Annotated in this window: 16 protein-coding genes; 9 read left to right on the top strand and 7 right to left on the bottom strand. The window is 64.7% G+C overall.

The window, feature by feature from the left end; translation table 11 throughout:
- The first annotated feature begins 61 nt into the window (after positions 1 to 61).
- The 3 genes from DRF71_RS11820 to DRF71_RS11810 are packed head-to-tail and all read left to right on the top strand — an operon-like array spanning position 62 to position 3,576.
- Positions 62 to 1,555 carry a sugar ABC transporter ATP-binding protein gene (locus DRF71_RS11820; RefSeq protein WP_112310721.1) on the top strand — a complete coding sequence of 498 codons (1,494 nt, stop codon included), beginning with the start codon at positions 62 to 64 and terminating at the stop codon, positions 1,553 to 1,555.
- Between the two features lie 19 nt (positions 1,556 to 1,574).
- A complete protein-coding gene (locus DRF71_RS11815; RefSeq protein WP_157971052.1) occupies positions 1,575 to 2,552 on the top strand; it encodes an ABC transporter permease in 978 nt (325 codons plus the stop codon).
- 1 nt (position 2,553) lies between these two features.
- Entirely contained in the window at positions 2,554 to 3,576 is a 1,023-nt protein-coding gene (locus tag DRF71_RS11810; RefSeq protein ID WP_112310719.1) for an ABC transporter permease, read from the top strand.
- 76 nt (positions 3,577 to 3,652) lie between these two features.
- On the opposite strand, the gene DRF71_RS11805 is transcribed toward DRF71_RS11810, so the two are convergent.
- From DRF71_RS11805 to DRF71_RS11775, 7 genes are all read right to left on the bottom strand, one after another.
- A complete protein-coding gene (locus DRF71_RS11805; RefSeq protein ID WP_112310718.1) occupies positions 3,653 to 4,414 on the bottom strand; it encodes an SDR family NAD(P)-dependent oxidoreductase in 762 nt (253 codons plus the stop codon).
- Positions 4,415 to 4,426: 12 nt separating this feature from the next.
- A complete protein-coding gene (locus DRF71_RS11800; RefSeq protein WP_198672174.1) occupies positions 4,427 to 5,500 on the bottom strand; it encodes a glycerol dehydrogenase in 1,074 nt (357 codons plus the stop codon).
- Positions 5,501 to 5,510: 10 nt separating this feature from the next.
- A complete protein-coding gene (locus DRF71_RS11795) occupies positions 5,511 to 6,275 on the bottom strand; it encodes an SDR family NAD(P)-dependent oxidoreductase (RefSeq protein ID WP_112311288.1) in 765 nt (254 codons plus the stop codon).
- Between the two features lie 16 nt (positions 6,276 to 6,291).
- A complete protein-coding gene (locus DRF71_RS11790; RefSeq protein WP_112310717.1) occupies positions 6,292 to 7,797 on the bottom strand; it encodes a xylulokinase in 1,506 nt (501 codons plus the stop codon).
- Between the two features lie 4 nt (positions 7,798 to 7,801).
- Positions 7,802 to 8,803, bottom strand: a complete 1,002-nt coding sequence (locus DRF71_RS11785; protein ID WP_112310716.1) for an ABC transporter permease — start codon at positions 8,801 to 8,803, stop codon at positions 7,802 to 7,804.
- Complete coding sequence (locus DRF71_RS11780) at positions 8,800 to 10,305, bottom strand: sugar ABC transporter ATP-binding protein (RefSeq protein WP_112310715.1); 1,506 nt, start codon at positions 10,303 to 10,305, stop codon at positions 8,800 to 8,802. The genes DRF71_RS11785 and DRF71_RS11780 overlap by 4 nt, the downstream gene beginning before the upstream one ends.
- Positions 10,306 to 10,393: 88 nt before the next feature.
- Positions 10,394 to 11,359 carry a substrate-binding domain-containing protein gene (locus DRF71_RS11775; RefSeq protein ID WP_112310714.1) on the bottom strand — a complete coding sequence of 322 codons (966 nt, stop codon included), beginning with the start codon at positions 11,357 to 11,359 and terminating at the stop codon, positions 10,394 to 10,396.
- A gap of 219 nt (positions 11,360 to 11,578) precedes the next feature.
- Between DRF71_RS11775 and DRF71_RS11770 the strand changes: the two genes are divergently transcribed.
- The 6 genes from DRF71_RS11770 to DRF71_RS11745 are packed head-to-tail and all read left to right on the top strand — an operon-like array spanning position 11,579 to position 16,491.
- Positions 11,579 to 12,214, top strand: coding sequence for a glucose-6-phosphate isomerase (locus DRF71_RS11770; RefSeq protein WP_232831472.1), 636 nt, complete (start codon positions 11,579 to 11,581; stop codon positions 12,212 to 12,214).
- Positions 12,211 to 12,855, top strand: a complete 645-nt coding sequence (gene eda, locus DRF71_RS11765; RefSeq protein ID WP_112310713.1) for a bifunctional 4-hydroxy-2-oxoglutarate aldolase/2-dehydro-3-deoxy-phosphogluconate aldolase — start codon at positions 12,211 to 12,213, stop codon at positions 12,853 to 12,855. Before DRF71_RS11770 ends, eda begins: the two co-directional genes overlap by 4 nt.
- Positions 12,852 to 13,805: a shikimate dehydrogenase family protein gene (locus tag DRF71_RS11760; protein ID WP_112310712.1), complete on the top strand. Its 954-nt coding sequence runs from the start codon at positions 12,852 to 12,854 to the stop codon at positions 13,803 to 13,805. Before eda ends, DRF71_RS11760 begins: the two co-directional genes overlap by 4 nt.
- Positions 13,806 to 13,809: 4 nt before the next feature.
- Positions 13,810 to 14,754 carry a phosphoglycerate dehydrogenase gene (locus DRF71_RS11755; RefSeq protein WP_112310711.1) on the top strand — a complete coding sequence of 315 codons (945 nt, stop codon included), beginning with the start codon at positions 13,810 to 13,812 and terminating at the stop codon, positions 14,752 to 14,754.
- The gene (locus DRF71_RS11750) at positions 14,741 to 15,613 is read left to right on the top strand and encodes an MBL fold metallo-hydrolase (protein ID WP_198672173.1); all 873 of its coding nucleotides are present in this window, start codon (positions 14,741 to 14,743) and stop codon (positions 15,611 to 15,613) included. The genes DRF71_RS11755 and DRF71_RS11750 overlap by 14 nt, the downstream gene beginning before the upstream one ends.
- Positions 15,610 to 16,491 carry a MurR/RpiR family transcriptional regulator gene (locus tag DRF71_RS11745; protein WP_112310710.1) on the top strand — a complete coding sequence of 294 codons (882 nt, stop codon included), beginning with the start codon at positions 15,610 to 15,612 and terminating at the stop codon, positions 16,489 to 16,491. Before DRF71_RS11750 ends, DRF71_RS11745 begins: the two co-directional genes overlap by 4 nt.
- Positions 16,492 to 16,540: the final 49 nt, after the last annotated feature.

The raw sequence follows: 16,540 nt of genomic DNA, 5'->3' as shown, positions 1-16,540 counted from the left end.
GTGGGTCTTGCCCTCTGCTCCCATTCCGCCGGCGCGGTTTCGCAGCCGGAAAGGTATCGCCATGTCCGCAGAAACACCGCCGATCCTCGCGCTTTCGGGCGTCTCCAAGACCTATGGCGCGGTGCGGGCGCTCAGCGGCGTCAGCTTTGCCGTCGGGCGCGGCGAGGTCCATGCCATCCTGGGCGAGAACGGCGCCGGCAAAAGCACCACGCTGAAGATCATCAATGGCGAGGTTGACCCCGATCAGGGCGAGGTGCGGCTTTCGGGGCGCCTCACCTCGACCGCCGAGCGGGCGCAGGGCGATATCGCCATGGTGCATCAGGAACTGGCGGTGTTTCCGAATATGACGGTGGCCGAGAATATCTTTGTCGGCCGGATGCCGCGCCGGGGCGGGCGGATCGACTTTGCCCGGATGCGGGCGCGCGCGGCCGAACTGCTGGAGCTCTTCGGGTTGCAGATCGACCCCGGCACCATTCTGGGGCAGCTGACACCCGGCCAGCAGCAGATCGTCGAGATCCTGCGCGCCGTCGAAAGCGATGCCAGCCTGCTGATCCTTGACGAACCGACTTCGGGGCTGAACAACCTTGAGGCCGAGACGCTGATGGTGCTGATCCGGCGCCTGCGCGCCTCGGGTCATACGATCCTTTATGTCTCGCACCGGCTGCATGAGGTGCTGGCCATCGCCGATCACGTCACGGTGCTGCGCGATGGCCAGTTCATCGAGACACTGGCGGCGGCAGGCCTTTGCGAGGATGACCTGATCCGCCGCATGGTGGGCCGCAATCTGGAGCCGGCCGCAACGACTGCCAGCGCCACCTTGTCCGATGCGCCGCTGGCGCTGAAGATCGAGGGGCTGACCATGCCCGGAGCCTTTACCGATATGGCGCTGGAGCTGCGGCGCGGTGAGATCCTTGGCGTCTTTGGTCTGGAAGGCTCCGGCGCCGAGGATTTCTCGCAGGCGATTTTCGGCATCGTACCGCCGGTTTCTGGCCGGATGGAGTTGCTGGGGAAACCCGTCACCGACCTTTCGCCCGCGGGCCTGATGCGCCGGGGCATGGCCTGGCTGCATCCAAACCGCAAAGAGGCCGGGCTTTATATGGAACGCTCCATCGCCGACAATATCGCGGCACCGGTGCTGAAACAGCTGTCCCGCTTTGGCATGGTGAACCGCCGCGCCACCAAAGCCCGTGCGCAGGAAGACATCCGTCGTTTCGCCATCCGGGTGCCCGGGCCGGAGGGGCTGCCGAAACAGCTGTCAGGCGGCAATCAGCAAAAGGTCGCGCTGTCGGCCTGTCTTGCCAGCCAGCCCGAGGTGATCGTGCTGAACGAGCCGACCCGGGGTGTCGATGTCGGTGCCAAGGCCGAAATGCATGACGCCGCGAGGCGCGAGGCCGCCGCCGGGCGGGCGGTGCTGGTCTTCTCCTCCGACCTGCCAGAGCTTTTGCGGCTGACGCAGCGCATTCTCGTGATGCGCTCGCGCCGGCTGGCGGGCGAGGTACAGGGCACGGCCATGACCGAGGAATCCGTCATGGCGCTGGCGGCCGGAAACCGCTGAGGGATCAGGGAAAATGACCATGACCGACACACGCCCCGCCCCCCAGGACAGCAAACCCGCCCGCAGCCCCGGCTTTGGCGCCAATATCCTGCCGCTGGCGGTGATCACGCTGGCGATCTTTGCCTTCCTTGCGCTGACCCGCGAGAATTTCGCCACCGCGCAGAACCTGAACTCGATCCTCTTCGGGGTCTCGATCGACTTTCTGGCGATTGTCGGCTTCACCTATGTGATGGTGATGCGCGAGATCGACCTCTCGGTCGGCTCGGTTTTTGCGTTGACAGGCACGCTTACGGGCGCGCTGCTGGTCTCCGGCTGGGGTTTCTGGCCTGCCGCCGGGCTGGCGCTGGCGGTTGCCGCGTTTATCGGCTTCGTGAATGGCTTCCTCGTGGTCCGGTTCAACATCAACTCGCTGATGCTGACCATCGGGACCATGCTGCTGGTCCGGGGCCTTGCCAATGTTCTGGCCAATGGGCTTGGCGGCCAGACCTATCCGAGGGAATTCCGCCAGCTGGCCCGCACCAATATCTTCGACATCCGCCTGACGGTCATTCTGATGGTGGTGCTGGTGCTGCTGGCCTGGGCCTTTCAGCGCCGCTCGGCATTGTTCCGCCGCATGTGTTTCATCGGCGAGAATGTGAAATCCGCCACGGTGCACGGTATCCGCGTGGGGCGGATCAGGATCCTCGCCTTCATGGCCAGCGCGATGACAGCGGGGCTGGCGGGCATCTTCACTGCGTCCCGCATCACCTCGGCCGATGTGCGGATGGGGCTGGGGCTGGAATTCGTCATGGTCACGGCCGCGATCATCGGCGGCGCCAGCCTTTACGGCGGCAAGGGCGATCTGCGCGGCTCGGCGCTTGGGCTTTTGCTGCTGGCTTTGGTGCTGAACGGCATGATCATGTATGATGTCGAGCCCGTCTTCCAGCAATTCGTGATCGGCTTCCTGCTGATCGTCACCGTCGCTTTCGACACTGTTATGAACCGCCGGAGGGGCTGAGATGACCAGGATCCCGAAACCCTCATTCCTGCGCAGGCAGCGGCTGGAGCAGGAAAGCCTCACGCTGGGCTTTGCGCTGATCATGGCCCTTGCCCTGGCCATCGCCTCGCCCGCCTTCCTGAACAGCAATAACCTCGCCTCGCTGCAAACCTCCATCGCGCCGAACCTGATCGTCGCGCTTGGGATGATGACGCTGTTTATGATCGGGCGGTTCGATCTGTCTGTGGGCGCTGTGATGGGGATTTCGGGGATCACCACGGCGATTGTGCTCGATTCCGGCTATCCGATGGCGGTCGGGATCATGGCGGGGCTGGCCACGGGCCTCGCGATCGGCGCCTTCAACGGGTTCATGGTCGCCTGTCTGAAGATCAACCATCTGATCGTGACGCTGGGCGTCCTTTACATGACGCGCGGCGTGATCGAGGTGATCATGGTCGGCGCCAAACTGGCAGGCTTCACCAGCTTCCCCCCCGCCTTCACCGCGATGGGGCAATGGGGTCTCGGCGGCATTTCCGGCCTTTTCCTCTTTGCGCTGCTCCTGTGCCTCCTGTTCGAGCTGTTCCTGCGCCTGACCTTCCCCGGTCGCAGCCTGTTATTTCTGGGCGGCAACCCCCAGGCGGCCGAGGCGACCGGCCTCAACCGGCCAAAGATCGAATTTCTCGCCTTCATGCTGTCAGGCGGGCTGGCGGCGCTGGCCGGGATCCTGATGACCGCGCGGGTCGGCATGGCCAACCGCTATATGGGCGAGGGGCTTGAGATGCAGATCTTCATCGCCTGCCTGATCGGTGGCGGCTCGATTGCCGGTGGCAAAGGGTCTTATCTCGGAGCGCTGATCGGGGTGATGTTCATCGCGCTTCTGACCAATGCTTTCAACCTTCTGACCGTACCTTCGGAATGGCAGGCGGTGGTGATCGGCGCGATCCTCGTGCTTGTGGTGGTGGTTGATGCGATCATGGTTCTGCGCAAATCCGGGCGGCCCTGGCGCACGCTTTTCGGGCTGCGGCCTGCGCATATCGGCAGCTGAGCCCCTCCTCCCAGGGGGCACAGGCTGCACGCAAAAGGCGCCCCGAAGGGCGCCTTTTGTCCGTGCTGCGGAAGGCTCATTCCGCCAGCGGGTTGCCGCTGACATAGCCACCATCGACCTCAAGGCACATGCCGGTGACATAGGCCGCCGCAGGCGAAGCAAGGAACAGACACGGCCCGACAAGGTCCTCGGTGGTGCCCCAGCGGCCCACTGCCGTGCGATCCGCCACCGCCTTGTTGCCAAAGGGCACCGACCAGATCGGTTTCGTCATATCGGTCTGGTGATAGCCCGGCGCCACCGCATTCACCCGGATGCCTTCACGCCCCCATTGATGCGCCAGCGCCCGGGTCAGGCCCAGCACCCCGGTTTTCGAGGCGGTATAGGCCGGCACACCGGGGTCAGCCATGAAACTGAGCATCGAGGCGATGTTGATCACCGAGCCTTTCGCCTCGGCCAGCCGGTCCTTCAGCCCGATGGCAAGGCGGAACTGGCTGTTGAGGTTGACCTCCATCGTGTCGAGCCAGATATCCTCGTCCCATTCCGCGCCGCCGCGCGCTATGCCCGCGCCATTGACCAGCACATCGCAGCGGGTCTGACCTGCGCAAAATGCTTTCACCGCCGCGCGGTCGCGCACATCCAGCACCTCGAAACGGATGCGCTTATCCTCGCCGTTCAGCGTCGCGATTTTGGCCGCCGACGAGCCGGTCGCCGTCACATCAGCGCCAAGCGCCGCGAAACCGCGTGCGATATCAAGGCCGATGCCGCTGGTGGCGCCCGACAGGATCACATGTTGCCCGGCAAAAAGATCGGCGCGGAATGTGGCCAGAATGTCTTTCATCGTTTTCCCTCCTCAGACCAGTTCACGCAGCGCCGCGACAACCATGTCGGGCGTGATGCGGATTGGCTCGTTTTCCATGATCTCGCCCGGGCGACAGGCGCGGGCGCCAACCTTTTGCAGCTTCTCATCCGTCACCTCGGTGATGCCGATATCGGCAAGGCGCACCGGCAGCCGGACCGAGGCGCAAAAGGCACGGACCTTTTCGAATTCCTCGTGCTGGCCGTGGATCAGCAGCGTCGCCAGCACCCCGATGGCAACCTTTTCGCCATGAAGATGATGATGCACATCCGAAAGCTCGCAAAGCCCGTGATGGATGGCATGTGCCCCCGCAACCCCACCGGATTCAAACCCGGCGCCCGAGAGCAGGATATTGGCCTCGACCACCTTCTCAAAGGCCGGCCCGGCGGTATTGGCATCACATTCCGCCAGCGCCTGCGTGCCATGCGCGAAGATCGTATCACGGCAAAACCGCGCTATCTCGAAGGCGAGGGCTGCGCCATGCGTGCCCCAGCAATTCGGCGCATCGGCAAGGCGCGCGCTTTCGGCCTCATACCAGGTCGCCAGCGCGTCACCGATCCCGGCAGCAAGGAAGCGCGCAGGCGCCTCGGCCACGATCTGCGTATCGACCAGAACAAGGTCCGGGTTGCGCGGCAGGAAATAATCGTAATCGACGGTGTGATCCTGACGGTAAACCACCGCCAGCGCCGAACAGGGCGCATCCGAGGCCGCAATTGTCGGCACGATCACCGTGGGGAGGCTCCCAAGGCGATATGCCACCGCCTTGGCGGTATCCAGTGCCTTGCCGCCGCCAACGCCGATCACCAGATCGACGCCTGCGGCGCGACCCGCCTCGACGCTCCGCGCAATCTCTGCATCCGAGCATTCGCCGCCATGGACAAGGATCTCGCCCTTCAGCGGCGCCAGCCCGGCCTGAACCGGGGCTTCAAGACGGCTGGCAAGGAAATTATCCAGCACGATCAGGGCCTTTGTTCCCAGGCTTTTCGATTCCTCGCCCAGCCGCGACAGAAGCCCAGCCGCCTGGATATAGCGGCCCGGGAAACGGGCGCCGGTCACACGCATGTTCATCGCTTGCTCCTTACCAGCAGGTATAGCCGCCATCGGCCAGCACGATCGAACCTGTCATCAGGCTCGCAGCTTCCGAGGCGAGGAAGAGGATCACCGCCGCCACCTCATCCGGGCGGCCCATGCGGTTTTGCGGCGTGCCGCCAACCCAGTGCCGCATCAGCTCGGGGTCGTCATAGACGTAATGGTTCATCTCGGTCGCGATATAGGTGGGCGCGACGGCATTGACCCGCACGCCGCGCGGTGCCCATTCGGCGGCGAGCGAACGCGTCAGCTGATGCACCGCCGCCTTGGAGGCGTTGTATTGCGCCTGTTCCTGCGGGCGGTTGACGATGAAGCCCGACATCGAGCCGACATTGACGATGGCGCCCGCCTTGCGCTCCAGCATCCGGCGCCCGAAGGAACGGCAGCACCAGAACAGCCCGTTCAGATTGATGTCGATCACGCTGGACCAGACATCATCCGACATCGTCTCGGCCGGCTCGTTCGAGCGGGCGATGCCGGCATTGTTCACCAGCACATCCACGGCGGTGTATTTCGCGGCCAGCGCTTCGACCGCTGCGGGGTCGGTGACCTCCAGCCGGTCGGCGACAACGTCAAATCCTGCCTCGCGCAGACGCGCCGCGGCGGTTTCGGCCTCGGAGCCGTCGCGGTCAGTCAGGATCACCTTCGCCCCCGCCTCGGCCAGTGCCTCACAGGTCGCAAGGCCAATCCCCCGCGCACCGCCGGTCACCAGCGCCAGGCGGCCATCAAGCCGGAAACGGTTCATATAGGTCATGGGTTTCTCCTGTAACTCAGCCACTTGCGGCATCGAGCCGGTCGAGGTCATCGTAAAAATCGCGGGCGCTGGCATAGAGGCGGTCAAAGACCGGCTGCATGCGGGCATAGGTTTCCTGCCAGCGCGGATCGGGCAGGATTTCACGGTCATGGCGCACGATGCGGGCGGCGGCCGAGGCGATATCGCGGTCCTGGCCCAGAGCCACCGCCGAGAGGATCGCGCAGCCGACAAGGCCGCATTCGGCCTCGGCCGGGATCAGGATGCGCCTGCCATAGATGCTGGCCTTGATCCTGAGCCAGAGATCCGCCTTCGCACCCCCACCCGAGGCGATCAGCGCCTCTGGGCTGGTGCCGGTGGCGGTTTCCATGATGCCCAGATGGCGGTTCACGGCAAAGGCCACGCCTTCCAGCACGGCGCGGTGCATATGCGGCAGCCCGTGGCGGGCGTTCAGCCCGAAGAACTGTGCGCGGGAATTCCGATGCGCGCCCAGACGCTCGCCGACAAGGAAGGGCAGGAAGAAGAGCGATTCCGCACCGGCGGTGACGCCCTCGGCCATAGCCAGGATGTCGCCATAGCCGAGCTGGTTGTCATGGAAAACACGCCGCGCCCAGCGGGCAGAGTCGCCCCCCGCCTCCAGCAGGACAAAGGCGCCCCAATTCCCCTCGGGCGTGCCGACATTGCTGATTTCCGGATCCAGCACCGGGCGTTTCGTCACCAGCGTCAGGATCGAGGACGTCCCCGCGACTTCCGAGGCCAGCCCCGGCTGACAGACGCCTGAGCCAAGCAGCGCCACCGGGTAATCGGCGCCGCCGACCAGCACCGGGATCCCCTCGGTCAGCCCCGTTGCCGCCGCCGCCGCGCGGGTGACCGGGCCAAGAATTTCGGAAGGCAGCCGGATCGGGGCCATCATGCCGACATCAAGGCCAAGGCGTTCAAAGACGCGCGGCGACCAGGTCTCGGATTGCGCGTCGATCAGAAAGGAACAGGCCGCATCGGTCCAGTCCATCGCCCGCTCGCCCGTCAGCCGCAGATTGATGAAATCCTTCGGCATCATCACGGTGGTGGTGCGCGCCCAGGCCTCGGGCGCATGGTCGCGCAGCCATTGCAGCTTGAAGGCAGGCCAGGCGGGGGTGGGCGGGTTCGCGGTCAGCGCCAGCCAGTTGGGCAAAGCCTCACGCGCTTCAAAAGCGCGGACATAATCAAGGGTGCGCTTGTCGTTCCACAAAGGCACCGCGTCGCGGGTCGGGTTGCCAGCGGCATCGACCAGCACGGTGCCATGCATCTGGCCACAGGCACAGACGGCCCCGATCTGATACCCGGCACCGCGCGCAAAATCCGTCACCTCGCGCAAGGTCGCGCAGGCGGCCGCCCACCAGTCTTCCGGACGCTGCTCGGACCAGCCGAAGGCGGGCGTGATCTGCTGATATTCCCGCGCGGCGACGAACAGGATCTGGCCCGCATCCCCCATCAGGGCGGCACGGGTGGACCCCGTGCCGATATCTATCGCAACCGTGCACCGCATCGCATCAGCGCCGGAACAGGCTTGATCCGTTCTGGATCAGCACGGCGGCCACGATGATCACCCCCAGATAAACCTGCTGGTGATAGCCCGGCACGCCGGCAAGGTTCATAATATTGCCGATCACACCAAGGATCATCACGCCGATAAAGGTGTTGATCACGCCGCCGCGCCCGCCCATCAGGCTGGCACCGCCGATCACCACCGCCGCGATCACGTCCAGCTCATTCCCGGCGCCGACCGAGGCCGATCCAACACCCGAGCGCGAGGTGACCAGCACCCCCGCCACCGCCGCCAGCGCGCCCGAGATCACATAGACCGCCAGCACATAGAAGGGCACCGGGATCCCGGAAAGCCTGACGGCCTCTTCATTCGAGCCGATGGCCTTCACCAGACGGCCAAAGCGCGAATAGTTCAGCACAAGGAAGGCCAGCGCGAAAAGCCCGATCATCAGAAGCGCCGGATTGGGCACCCCCAGGGTGAACGAGGTGCCGAAAGTCTGCAGCGCCTTGCCGGGGGCGCCCAGCGTGATCGGCTGCCCGTTCGAGAGGATCAGCGCAAAGCCGCGCGCGCCGGTCATCATCGCCAGCGTGATAACAAAGGCCGGCAGCCGGAAGAGGGCGATGAAAATCCCCGAGATCAGCCCGCAAAACGCCCCAAGCCCCACCACCATCGCCAGCGCCACCGGCAATGGGTAATCCTTGACGAGGATCGCCGTCGCGACCGAACCAAGCGCCGCAATCGAGCCGACCGAGAGGTCGATGCCGCGGGTCAGGATCACGAACAGCATCCCGATCGCCATGACGCCGATCCCGGACATCTGGCGCAGCACGTTCATAATATTGCGCTCGGTCAGGAAGGCGTCTGATTGCGCCTGGGCGACCAGGATCAGCAGGATAAAGATGCCGAAAGTGCCATAGTGCCGGAAGGCCTTGCCAAAGCTGAATTTGCGGCGGCCCCCGGCTTCTTTTCCGGCTGTTTCGGTGATTGTCGTGGCGTTCTCGCTCATGCCTGCCCCCCGGCTGCCCTGGGCTGACGGCGGGTCATCGACAACGTCAGCAGTTTCTCTTCCTCGTAATCGGGCGGCAGCAGCTCGCCGCGCAGCTCGCCCTCACCCATGACCAGCACACGGTCGCACAGGCCGAACAGTTCCGCATGTTCCGACGAGATGACGATCACTGCCTTGCCCTCGGCCGCCAGCCGGTGGATCAGCGTATAGATCTCGGTTTTGGCCCCCACATCGACGCCGCGTGTCGGCTCATCAAGGATGATCAGCCCGGGGTCGACATTGAACCATTTGGCCAGCACGACTTTTTGCTGATTGCCCCCCGACAGGCTGGAGACAGGATCATTCATCGATCCGAGCTTGATCCTCAGCGACTGGATCAGCCGCTGCACAAGGCCGCGCTCGGCTCCGGGGCGGAAAAAGCCCGCGATGGTAACCGGGGCGGCATTGGCCATGGTCGCGTTTTTGCGGATCTCCATATCCAGCACGATGCCCTGGCCCTTGCGGTCCTCGGGGACAAGGCCGACGCCGCGCCGCACCGCCTGGCGCGGATTGCGGGGGCGGTAAGGGGCGCCTTTCAGCACCATCTCGCCCGAGGAGACCGGGTCGGCGCCGAAAATCGCCCGCGCCACCTCGGTCCGCCCAGATCCGACCAGACCGCCAAGCCCGACCACCTCGCCACTGCGGATGGCAAAACTGACATCGCGGACACCATTGGGCAGGGTCAGACCGTTCAGACGCAGAACCTCGTCGCCGATCCTGGTCTCGGGCTTGTCGCCAAACAACTGGGCCAGCGGGCGGCCGACCATCATCCGGATCAGCTGATCAACCGGGGTCGAGGCCGGCGTCACGGTATCGACGCGGCGGCCATCCTTCATCACCGTGATCCGGTCGGCAATTTCATAAATCTCATCAAGGCGGTGCGAGATATAGACAATCCCTACCCCTTCGGCCTTCAGATCGCGGATGATCTGCAACAGCCGGCGCGCGTCGCCGGTTGAAAGCACCGCAGTCGGTTCGTCAAAGACGATCACCCGCGCCTGACGCGACAGCGCCTTGGCGATCTCGACCACCTGCTGATGCGCGACGGAAAGGTCGGAAACCTGGTCGCCGGGCGCAATGTCGAAACCCAGCCGGGCGATCAGCGCCCGCGCCCTTTCGCGCAGTTTCGGCCAGCTGATGCCGGCAGGCAGCGCGCCAAGGAAAATATTCTCGGCCACGGTCAGATCCGGGGCCAGCGCCATTTCCTGGTGGATGACCGAGATCCCGCGCCGGATCGCATCGGTCGGGCCATGCAGACGCAGCTCTTCGCCCAGCATCATCGTGCGGCCGGTCTCGGGGCGCATCTCGCCACCCAGCACCCGCATAAGCGTCGATTTGCCCGCGCCATTCTCGCCGCAAAGCGCATGAACCTCGCCGGCCTGCAGGTCGAAATCAACATTGGTCAGGGCATGGATGCCCGCAAAGGACTTGGTGATGTCCTGGAGCTGGATCAGCGCCGTCATCGGCGACCTCCCGTGCTGGCCGATGGGGAAGAAGCACGGGCCGCCCGGACTGGCAGCCCGCCCTTGTCACAAAGAGTGCAATCGCCCCTCAGAACAGCGAATTCGGGTCGAAATAGGTGTCGACATTGTCTTTGGTGACAACCGCCGGATCGGTGAAGGTGAACTTGGTCAGGTTCTGCTCTTCGCCGTTCAGCGCCTTATAGCCGATCTCGACGGCGAGTTTCGCCAGCGCGGCGGGGTTGTTCAGCCCGGTAGCACCATATTCGCCGTTTTTGATCATCTCATAGGCTTCTTTCTGGCCGTCGGCTGCGGCAACCAGCAGCACCCCGTCCAGACGGCCCGCAGCCTTCAGCGCCTCGCGCGCGCCGATGACCATCGAGTCATTCTCGCCCAGCACGACATCAATCTGCGGATGCGCGGTCAGCAGGTCTTCCATCGCGGTCAGACCGCCCTCGGTCGCCCAATTGCCCCAGCCCTGGCCGACGATCTCGATATTGGCCTTGCCGTAATTGTTCAGCTGCGCATCCACCAGCCCGGTCAGCACGCCCATGCGGCGGGCCTGCCCGACGAGGTTCCCCTGCGAGCCCGAGAGCAGCGCGATCTTCAGCGGCTTGCCACCGGTCTCTTTCGCCAGCCATTCGCCGACCAGCTTGCCATTCGCCTCATTCGAGGCAGAGACATTGGTGATGAAATTGGCCGAGGTGTCGAGCATCGAGTCCATCGCCACGACATGCACACCGGCCGCAGTGGCGGCATCGACGGCAGGCACCAGACCCAGCGGATCGCGCGGGTTTACGATCAGGACATTGACACCGGCGGCAACCATATCCTCGATATCGCCGATCTGTTTGACCATGTCATTCTGGCCGTCAGCGGTGCGCACGGTGCAGCCCAGAGCCTCGGCCGCCGCGCGCGCGGCGACTTCCTGCGCGGCGAAATAGGGCGCGCCCAAAGTATACATCGAGACGCCGACAGAACAGGCCTCCTGGGCCGAAACGGCAGACGTCATCAGCGTGGCACCCAGCAGGGCGCCAGTCAGGGTCTTCATTTTCATGTCATCCTCCCATGGATCGAACCGTCCGCAGTGCTGCGCCGATAGCGCGGTCCCCCAGGATCTGGCTCATCCCTGAGGTTAGGCCGCGTTTTTTCGTCAGTCAACATTATTTCATCATAAAATGTAGTGTTAGCAATAATTTTGTTGATCATGCCCGAACATGACCGTATTTCTCACATCAAACGGTAGTCTTACTACCAAATATTGATGGAGGATGCCATGATCTTTGCCGAACCGCGCCTGTGCGATGTCTCGGTCGGAACCGGGATGCTGAAAAACGGCGACGGGCATTACCGCAAGACCTACCGGGATCTGACCGGCCTCTATGCCGATGCACCCGCCTTTGATCAGATTCTTGCGAGACAGGCCGATGAGGTCGCCTATGAGGTCACCTCCTACACACCGGGCGCCAAAACCTCGGATATGATCATGGGCGTGACCCGGATGGAGCCGGGCCGTGTCGGGCGCGAATATTACCTGACGCGCGGCCATATCCACGCCAATGGCGACCGGCCCGAGGTGTATTACACCCTGGCCGGGCGCGGCATCATGCAGATGGAAAGCCCCGATGGCGAGGTGCGGCTGATCGAGATGGGGCCGCAGCAGATCTGCTATGTGCCGCCCTTCTGGATCCATCGCTCGGTCAATATCGGCACCGGGGATCTGGTGATGTTCTTCTCTTACCCCGCCGATTCCGGCCAGGATTACGGAATCATCGAGCGCTCGGGCGGCATGCGGGTGCGCATCATGGAAGACGGCAGGGGTGGCTGGGTCGCAGAGGACAATCCCGCCTGGACAAACCGCAGCACCGAAGAGGTCACGGCGATCCTGAAAAACGCCGGAGCAGCAGTATGAGCGCGGTGTTCGAGCAGGTCGCGGGATTTGGGGTGGTGCCGGTCATCGCCATCGAACAGCCCGCCCATGCGGTGCCGCTCGCCGATGCGTTGCTGGAGGGGGGGCTCGGGGTCGCCGAGATCACCTTCCGCACCGAGGCCGCCGCCGAGGTCATCGCGATCCTCAGTGACAAACGCCCGGAGCTGCTGACCGGCGCCGGCACCATTCTCAGCCGCGACCAGGCGCTTGCCGCGCATAAGGCGGGCGCGACCTTCGGCCTGGCCCCGGGCTTTGATCCCGGGATCATCGGCACGGCGGCTGAGATCGGACTGCCCTTCGCACCGGGAATTATGACGCCTTCGGATATCAGCCTCGCCGCCGCGCGCGGCTGCCGGCTGATGAAATTCTTCCCGGCGGTCGCCGCTGGCGGGGTGTCGATGCTGCAAAACATCTCGGCGCCGTTCGCGCATCTCGGGCTGAAATTCATCCCTACCGGCGGCGTGAGCGAAGCCACCATCGCCGACTGGCTGGCCTTGCCGCAGATCGCAGCCGTGGGCGGCACCTGGATCGCCCGCCCCGCCGATATGGAGGCGGGCGACTGGAAAGGCATCACCGCCCGCGCCCGCGCCGCCCGTGCCCGCGTTCAGGAGATTCGCGCATGAGCCGCTACCAGCCCGCCAGAAAGCCGACCCTCTATTTCATCGGCGTCACCACCGCGAAAAGCTCGATTATGAAGGTCTTTCCCGCCTGGGCGGAAGATCTGGGCCTCGGCGATGTACAGATCCTCGGGATGGATTTCCCGCTCCATGCCGATCCGGAAAGCTACCGCGAGGCGGTTGCCTTCATCCGTGACGACCCGATGTCGCTGGGCGCGCTGGTCACCACCCATAAGATCGACCTCTTCAATGCCTGCCGCGATATGTTCGACGTGATCGACCCGTTTGCGATGTTGATGAAGGAAACCTCCTGCATCTCGAAAGCGGATGGCAAGCTGGTCTGCCATGCCAAGGATCCGATCTCGTCGGGGCTCTCCATCGACGGCTTCCTTGGCCCGGATTACTTCGCCCGCACCGGGTCTGAGGTCTTCTCCATTGGTGCCGGCGGCTCGACCATCGCGCTGACCTGGCATCTGATGCGTCAGGCGCGCGGCGCGGATGTGCCGTCGCGGGTCGTGGTCTCGAACCGCTCGGCACATCGGCTGGACGAGATCCGCGAGATCCACGCCCGGATCCCGACCGATGTGACGCTGGAATATGTTCTGGCGCCGCTGCCCACCGACAATGACGCGGTGCTGCCAGGGCTGAAGCCTGGCTCGCTGGTGATCAACGCGACGGGGCTTGGCAAGGACGCGCCCGGCTCGCCGCTGAGTGATGCGGCGGTTTTCCCGGAAAGCGCCGTGGTCTGGGATCTGAACTATCGCGGTGATCTGGTGTTTCTCGACCAGGCCCGGGCGCAGGCCACGGCGCGCGGCCTCACCATCGTCGATGGCTGGACCTATTTCATCCATGGCTGGACCCAGGTGATCGCCGAGGTCTTCCACATCACCATCGGCTCTGACGCCGCAACCATCGACCGGCTGACCGAAATCGCCCATCGGGCGGCGAAGGGCTGAGGCGATGGCACGCATCCTCATCACGCCCCGCTCGCTGACCTCGGACCCGCCATCCGAGCTGGAACCGCTCCGCGCCGCCGGGCATGAGCTGGTCTTTTCCACCCCCGGCCAGACCCCTGACGAGGCCGAGCTGTTGCGGCTCATCCCCTCGGTCGAGGGCTGGCTGGCCGGGGTCGAGCCGGTCTCCGAGGCGGTGATCGCCGCCGCCGCCCGGCTGAGGGTGATCAGCAGGAACGGCACCGGCACCGACAATCTGCCGCTGACCGCCACCGGCGCGCGCGGCATCCGCATCGAGCGCGCCATGGCCGCCAATGCGACCGGGGTGGCCGAACTTGCCATCGGCCTTGCGCTGGCCGCCTGCCGCAACCTGACCGATGTAAGCCATGGCGTGCGCCTGGGCGGCTGGCCGCGCCTCAGGGGCCGCGAGATCGAGGGCGAGACCGTCGGCATCATCGGCCTCGGTGCCATCGGGCGCAAAGTGGCGGGGGTTATGGCGGAACTCGGTGCCAAAGTGATCGCCGCCGATCCGTTCCGCCCGGACCTCGGCGCACTGGCCGGCAAGGTGGATTATGCCGATCCGGCAGAGATCCTGGCGCAAGCCGGCATCCTGTCGCTGCATTGCCCGATGCCCGAGGATGGCAGCCCGGTGATCGGTGCGGCAGCGCTGGCGCAGATCCGACCCGGCCTGATCCTGATCAACACCGCCCGCGCGGGCCTGATCGACGAAACCGCGCTGCTTGCCGCGCTGGAAGACGGGCGCGTCGCCGCCTATGGCACCGATGTCTTTGCCACCGAGCCGCCGGCGCCGGGCGGCCTGGCCGCACATCCGAGGGTCATCGCCACCAGCCATATCGGCGGGCTGACCGATGCCAGTGTGCGTCGCGCCACCAGGATCGCGGTCGAGAACCTGCTGACCCATCTGCCCGGAGACGGCAATGCGTCTCGTTGAGGAAGCGCTTGCCGCCCCCCTGCCCCGGCTGATGGCCGAACCGCCCGGCGCCGATATACGGCTATACTGGCTGGGCCAGGCGGGGTTCATCATCGAGGGCGCAGGCAAGCGGCTGGTGATCGACCCCTATCTCTCGGATTCGCTTGCGGAAAAATACCGCGGCACCGCCTTTCCGCATCTGCGGATGATGCCGGCCCCGATTGCGCCGCATGAGATTGCCCATGTCGATCTGGTGCTGTCGACCCATGCCCATACCGACCATATGGATCCCGGCACCCTGCCCGCTTTGCTGGAAGCCAACCCAGAGGCGCAGCTGATCGCGCCGCGCGCCGCGCGCGAGACGGCGCTGACCCGCGCCGCCATTCCGCCCGACCGGCTGACCCTGATCGAGGCGGGCGAAACCCTGACGCTGGCAGGTATCCCGATCACCGCCACCCGTGCCGCGCATGAGAGCCTGGAGCGCGATACCAATGGCAATCACCGCTTTCTCGGCTTTGCGCTGAGCCTGGCCGGGACGACCCTCTTCCATTCCGGCGACACCATCCCCTTTGCGGGCCAGGCGGACGAGGTCCACGCGCTTGGTGCCGATCTGGCGCTGCTGCCGGTCAATGGCCGCGACGCGCTCAGGGCCGCAAACGGGGTGCCGGGCAATCTGACCATTGCCGAAGCGCTTGAACTCTGCCGCGATACCGGCATCCCCGCGATGATCGCGCATCACTTCGACCTTTTCAGCTTCAACACCACCCCCCGGAATGAGGTCGAAACAGCCACTTTCGTCAGTAAAACACCGCTGGCCCTCGCAGCGCGAAGCGATTTGTCTTATGTGTTGCTGCAAGAACCAGCCGAGCCCAGAACATGAACACCCAGGCCGATACGCTTGCGCCCCGGAATATTCTCGAAGCGGTGCGCATGATGCGGCCGGACCTTCGCAAATCCGACCGCAAGGTTGCCGATATTGTGCTGGAAAATCCGCAGCGTATTATGAATGCGACCGTGGCCGAGACCGCCGAGATCGCCGGTGTCAGCCAGCCGACGGTAATCCGTTTCTGCACTGCAATGGGCTGCGAGGGGTTCCAGGATTTCAAGATCCGCCTCGCCCAGAGCCTGGTGCTGGGCACCCCCGCCACACAATCGGCCATCGCGGTTGACGACAGCCCCGAAGAGGTGGCGGCCAAGATCTTCGATTTCACCATGACCTCACTGGACTGGGCACGCCACAAGCTGGACATGGCCCAGATGAACGAGGCGGTGAACCTGATCCTGACCGCCCGCAGCCTTGAGATTTTCGGCTTTGGTGCCTCGGCGATTGTGGCGCAGGATCTGCAACAGAAATTCCCGCTGCTGGGCGTCCCGTGCCATGCCACGATGGACAGCCATCAGCAGCTGATGGCGGCCTCGATGATGCGGCCCGGCGATGTGGCGGTCACCATCTCGAATACCGGCGAGACGCTTTCGATCATCGAGCTGGCCCGGCTTGCCCGCGAACAGGGGGCGAAAGTCATCTCGATCACCGGCGCCTCGAATACGGCGCTGGCGAATTATTCCGATGTGCTGATCAATGTCGAGACGCTGGAGAACACCGATCTCTTCACGCCGACCACCTCGCGCATCGCGGCGCTGGTGGCGGTGGATATCCTCTCGACCCTGGTGGCGCGACGGCATGACCGGGTGGAAAGCCAGCGCCTGCTGCGGATGAAGCGCTACCTGAGCCAGGTCCGCAAGACCCAGATGTTCTGAACCTTTGCCACACTCCCGCAAAGGAAAAGGCGCCCCCGACCGGAGGCGC

Origin of the sequence: Pseudogemmobacter bohemicus (genome assembly GCF_003290025.1) — a bacterium.
GTDB classification, from domain to species: Bacteria; Pseudomonadota; Alphaproteobacteria; order Rhodobacterales; family Rhodobacteraceae; genus Pseudogemmobacter; species Pseudogemmobacter bohemicus.
Note: the sequence above shows the minus strand (reverse complement) of the source record. Positions and strands in the feature narration are given on the sequence as shown.

Bases quoted from the DNA above. Each gene is read 5' to 3' on its own strand.
- DRF71_RS11785 (WP_112310716.1), bottom strand. From the start codon at position 8,803: ATGAGCGAGAACGCCACGACAATCACCGAAACAGCCGGAAAAGAAGCC.
- DRF71_RS11790 (WP_112310717.1), bottom strand. From the start codon at position 7,797: ATGCGGTGCACGGTTGCGATAGATATCGGCACGGGGTCCACCCGTGCC.
- DRF71_RS11770 (WP_232831472.1), top strand. From the start codon at position 11,579: ATGATCTTTGCCGAACCGCGCCTGTGCGATGTCTCGGTCGGAACCGGG.
- DRF71_RS11815 (WP_157971052.1), top strand. From the start codon at position 1,575: ATGACCGACACACGCCCCGCCCCCCAGGACAGCAAACCCGCCCGCAGC.
- DRF71_RS11745 (WP_112310710.1), top strand. From the start codon at position 15,610: ATGAACACCCAGGCCGATACGCTTGCGCCCCGGAATATTCTCGAAGCG.
- DRF71_RS11760 (WP_112310712.1), top strand. From the start codon at position 12,852: ATGAGCCGCTACCAGCCCGCCAGAAAGCCGACCCTCTATTTCATCGGC.
- eda (WP_112310713.1), top strand. From the start codon at position 12,211: ATGAGCGCGGTGTTCGAGCAGGTCGCGGGATTTGGGGTGGTGCCGGTC.
- DRF71_RS11805 (WP_112310718.1), bottom strand. From the start codon at position 4,414: ATGAAAGACATTCTGGCCACATTCCGCGCCGATCTTTTTGCCGGGCAA.
- DRF71_RS11750 (WP_198672173.1), top strand. From the start codon at position 14,741: ATGCGTCTCGTTGAGGAAGCGCTTGCCGCCCCCCTGCCCCGGCTGATG.
- DRF71_RS11795 (WP_112311288.1), bottom strand. From the start codon at position 6,275: ATGACCTATATGAACCGTTTCCGGCTTGATGGCCGCCTGGCGCTGGTG.
- DRF71_RS11755 (WP_112310711.1), top strand. From the start codon at position 13,810: ATGGCACGCATCCTCATCACGCCCCGCTCGCTGACCTCGGACCCGCCA.
- DRF71_RS11800 (WP_198672174.1), bottom strand. From the start codon at position 5,500: ATGAACATGCGTGTGACCGGCGCCCGTTTCCCGGGCCGCTATATCCAG.
- DRF71_RS11780 (WP_112310715.1), bottom strand. From the start codon at position 10,305: ATGACGGCGCTGATCCAGCTCCAGGACATCACCAAGTCCTTTGCGGGC.
- DRF71_RS11820 (WP_112310721.1), top strand. From the start codon at position 62: ATGTCCGCAGAAACACCGCCGATCCTCGCGCTTTCGGGCGTCTCCAAG.
- DRF71_RS11810 (WP_112310719.1), top strand. From the start codon at position 2,554: ATGACCAGGATCCCGAAACCCTCATTCCTGCGCAGGCAGCGGCTGGAG.
- DRF71_RS11775 (WP_112310714.1), bottom strand. From the start codon at position 11,359: ATGAAAATGAAGACCCTGACTGGCGCCCTGCTGGGTGCCACGCTGATG.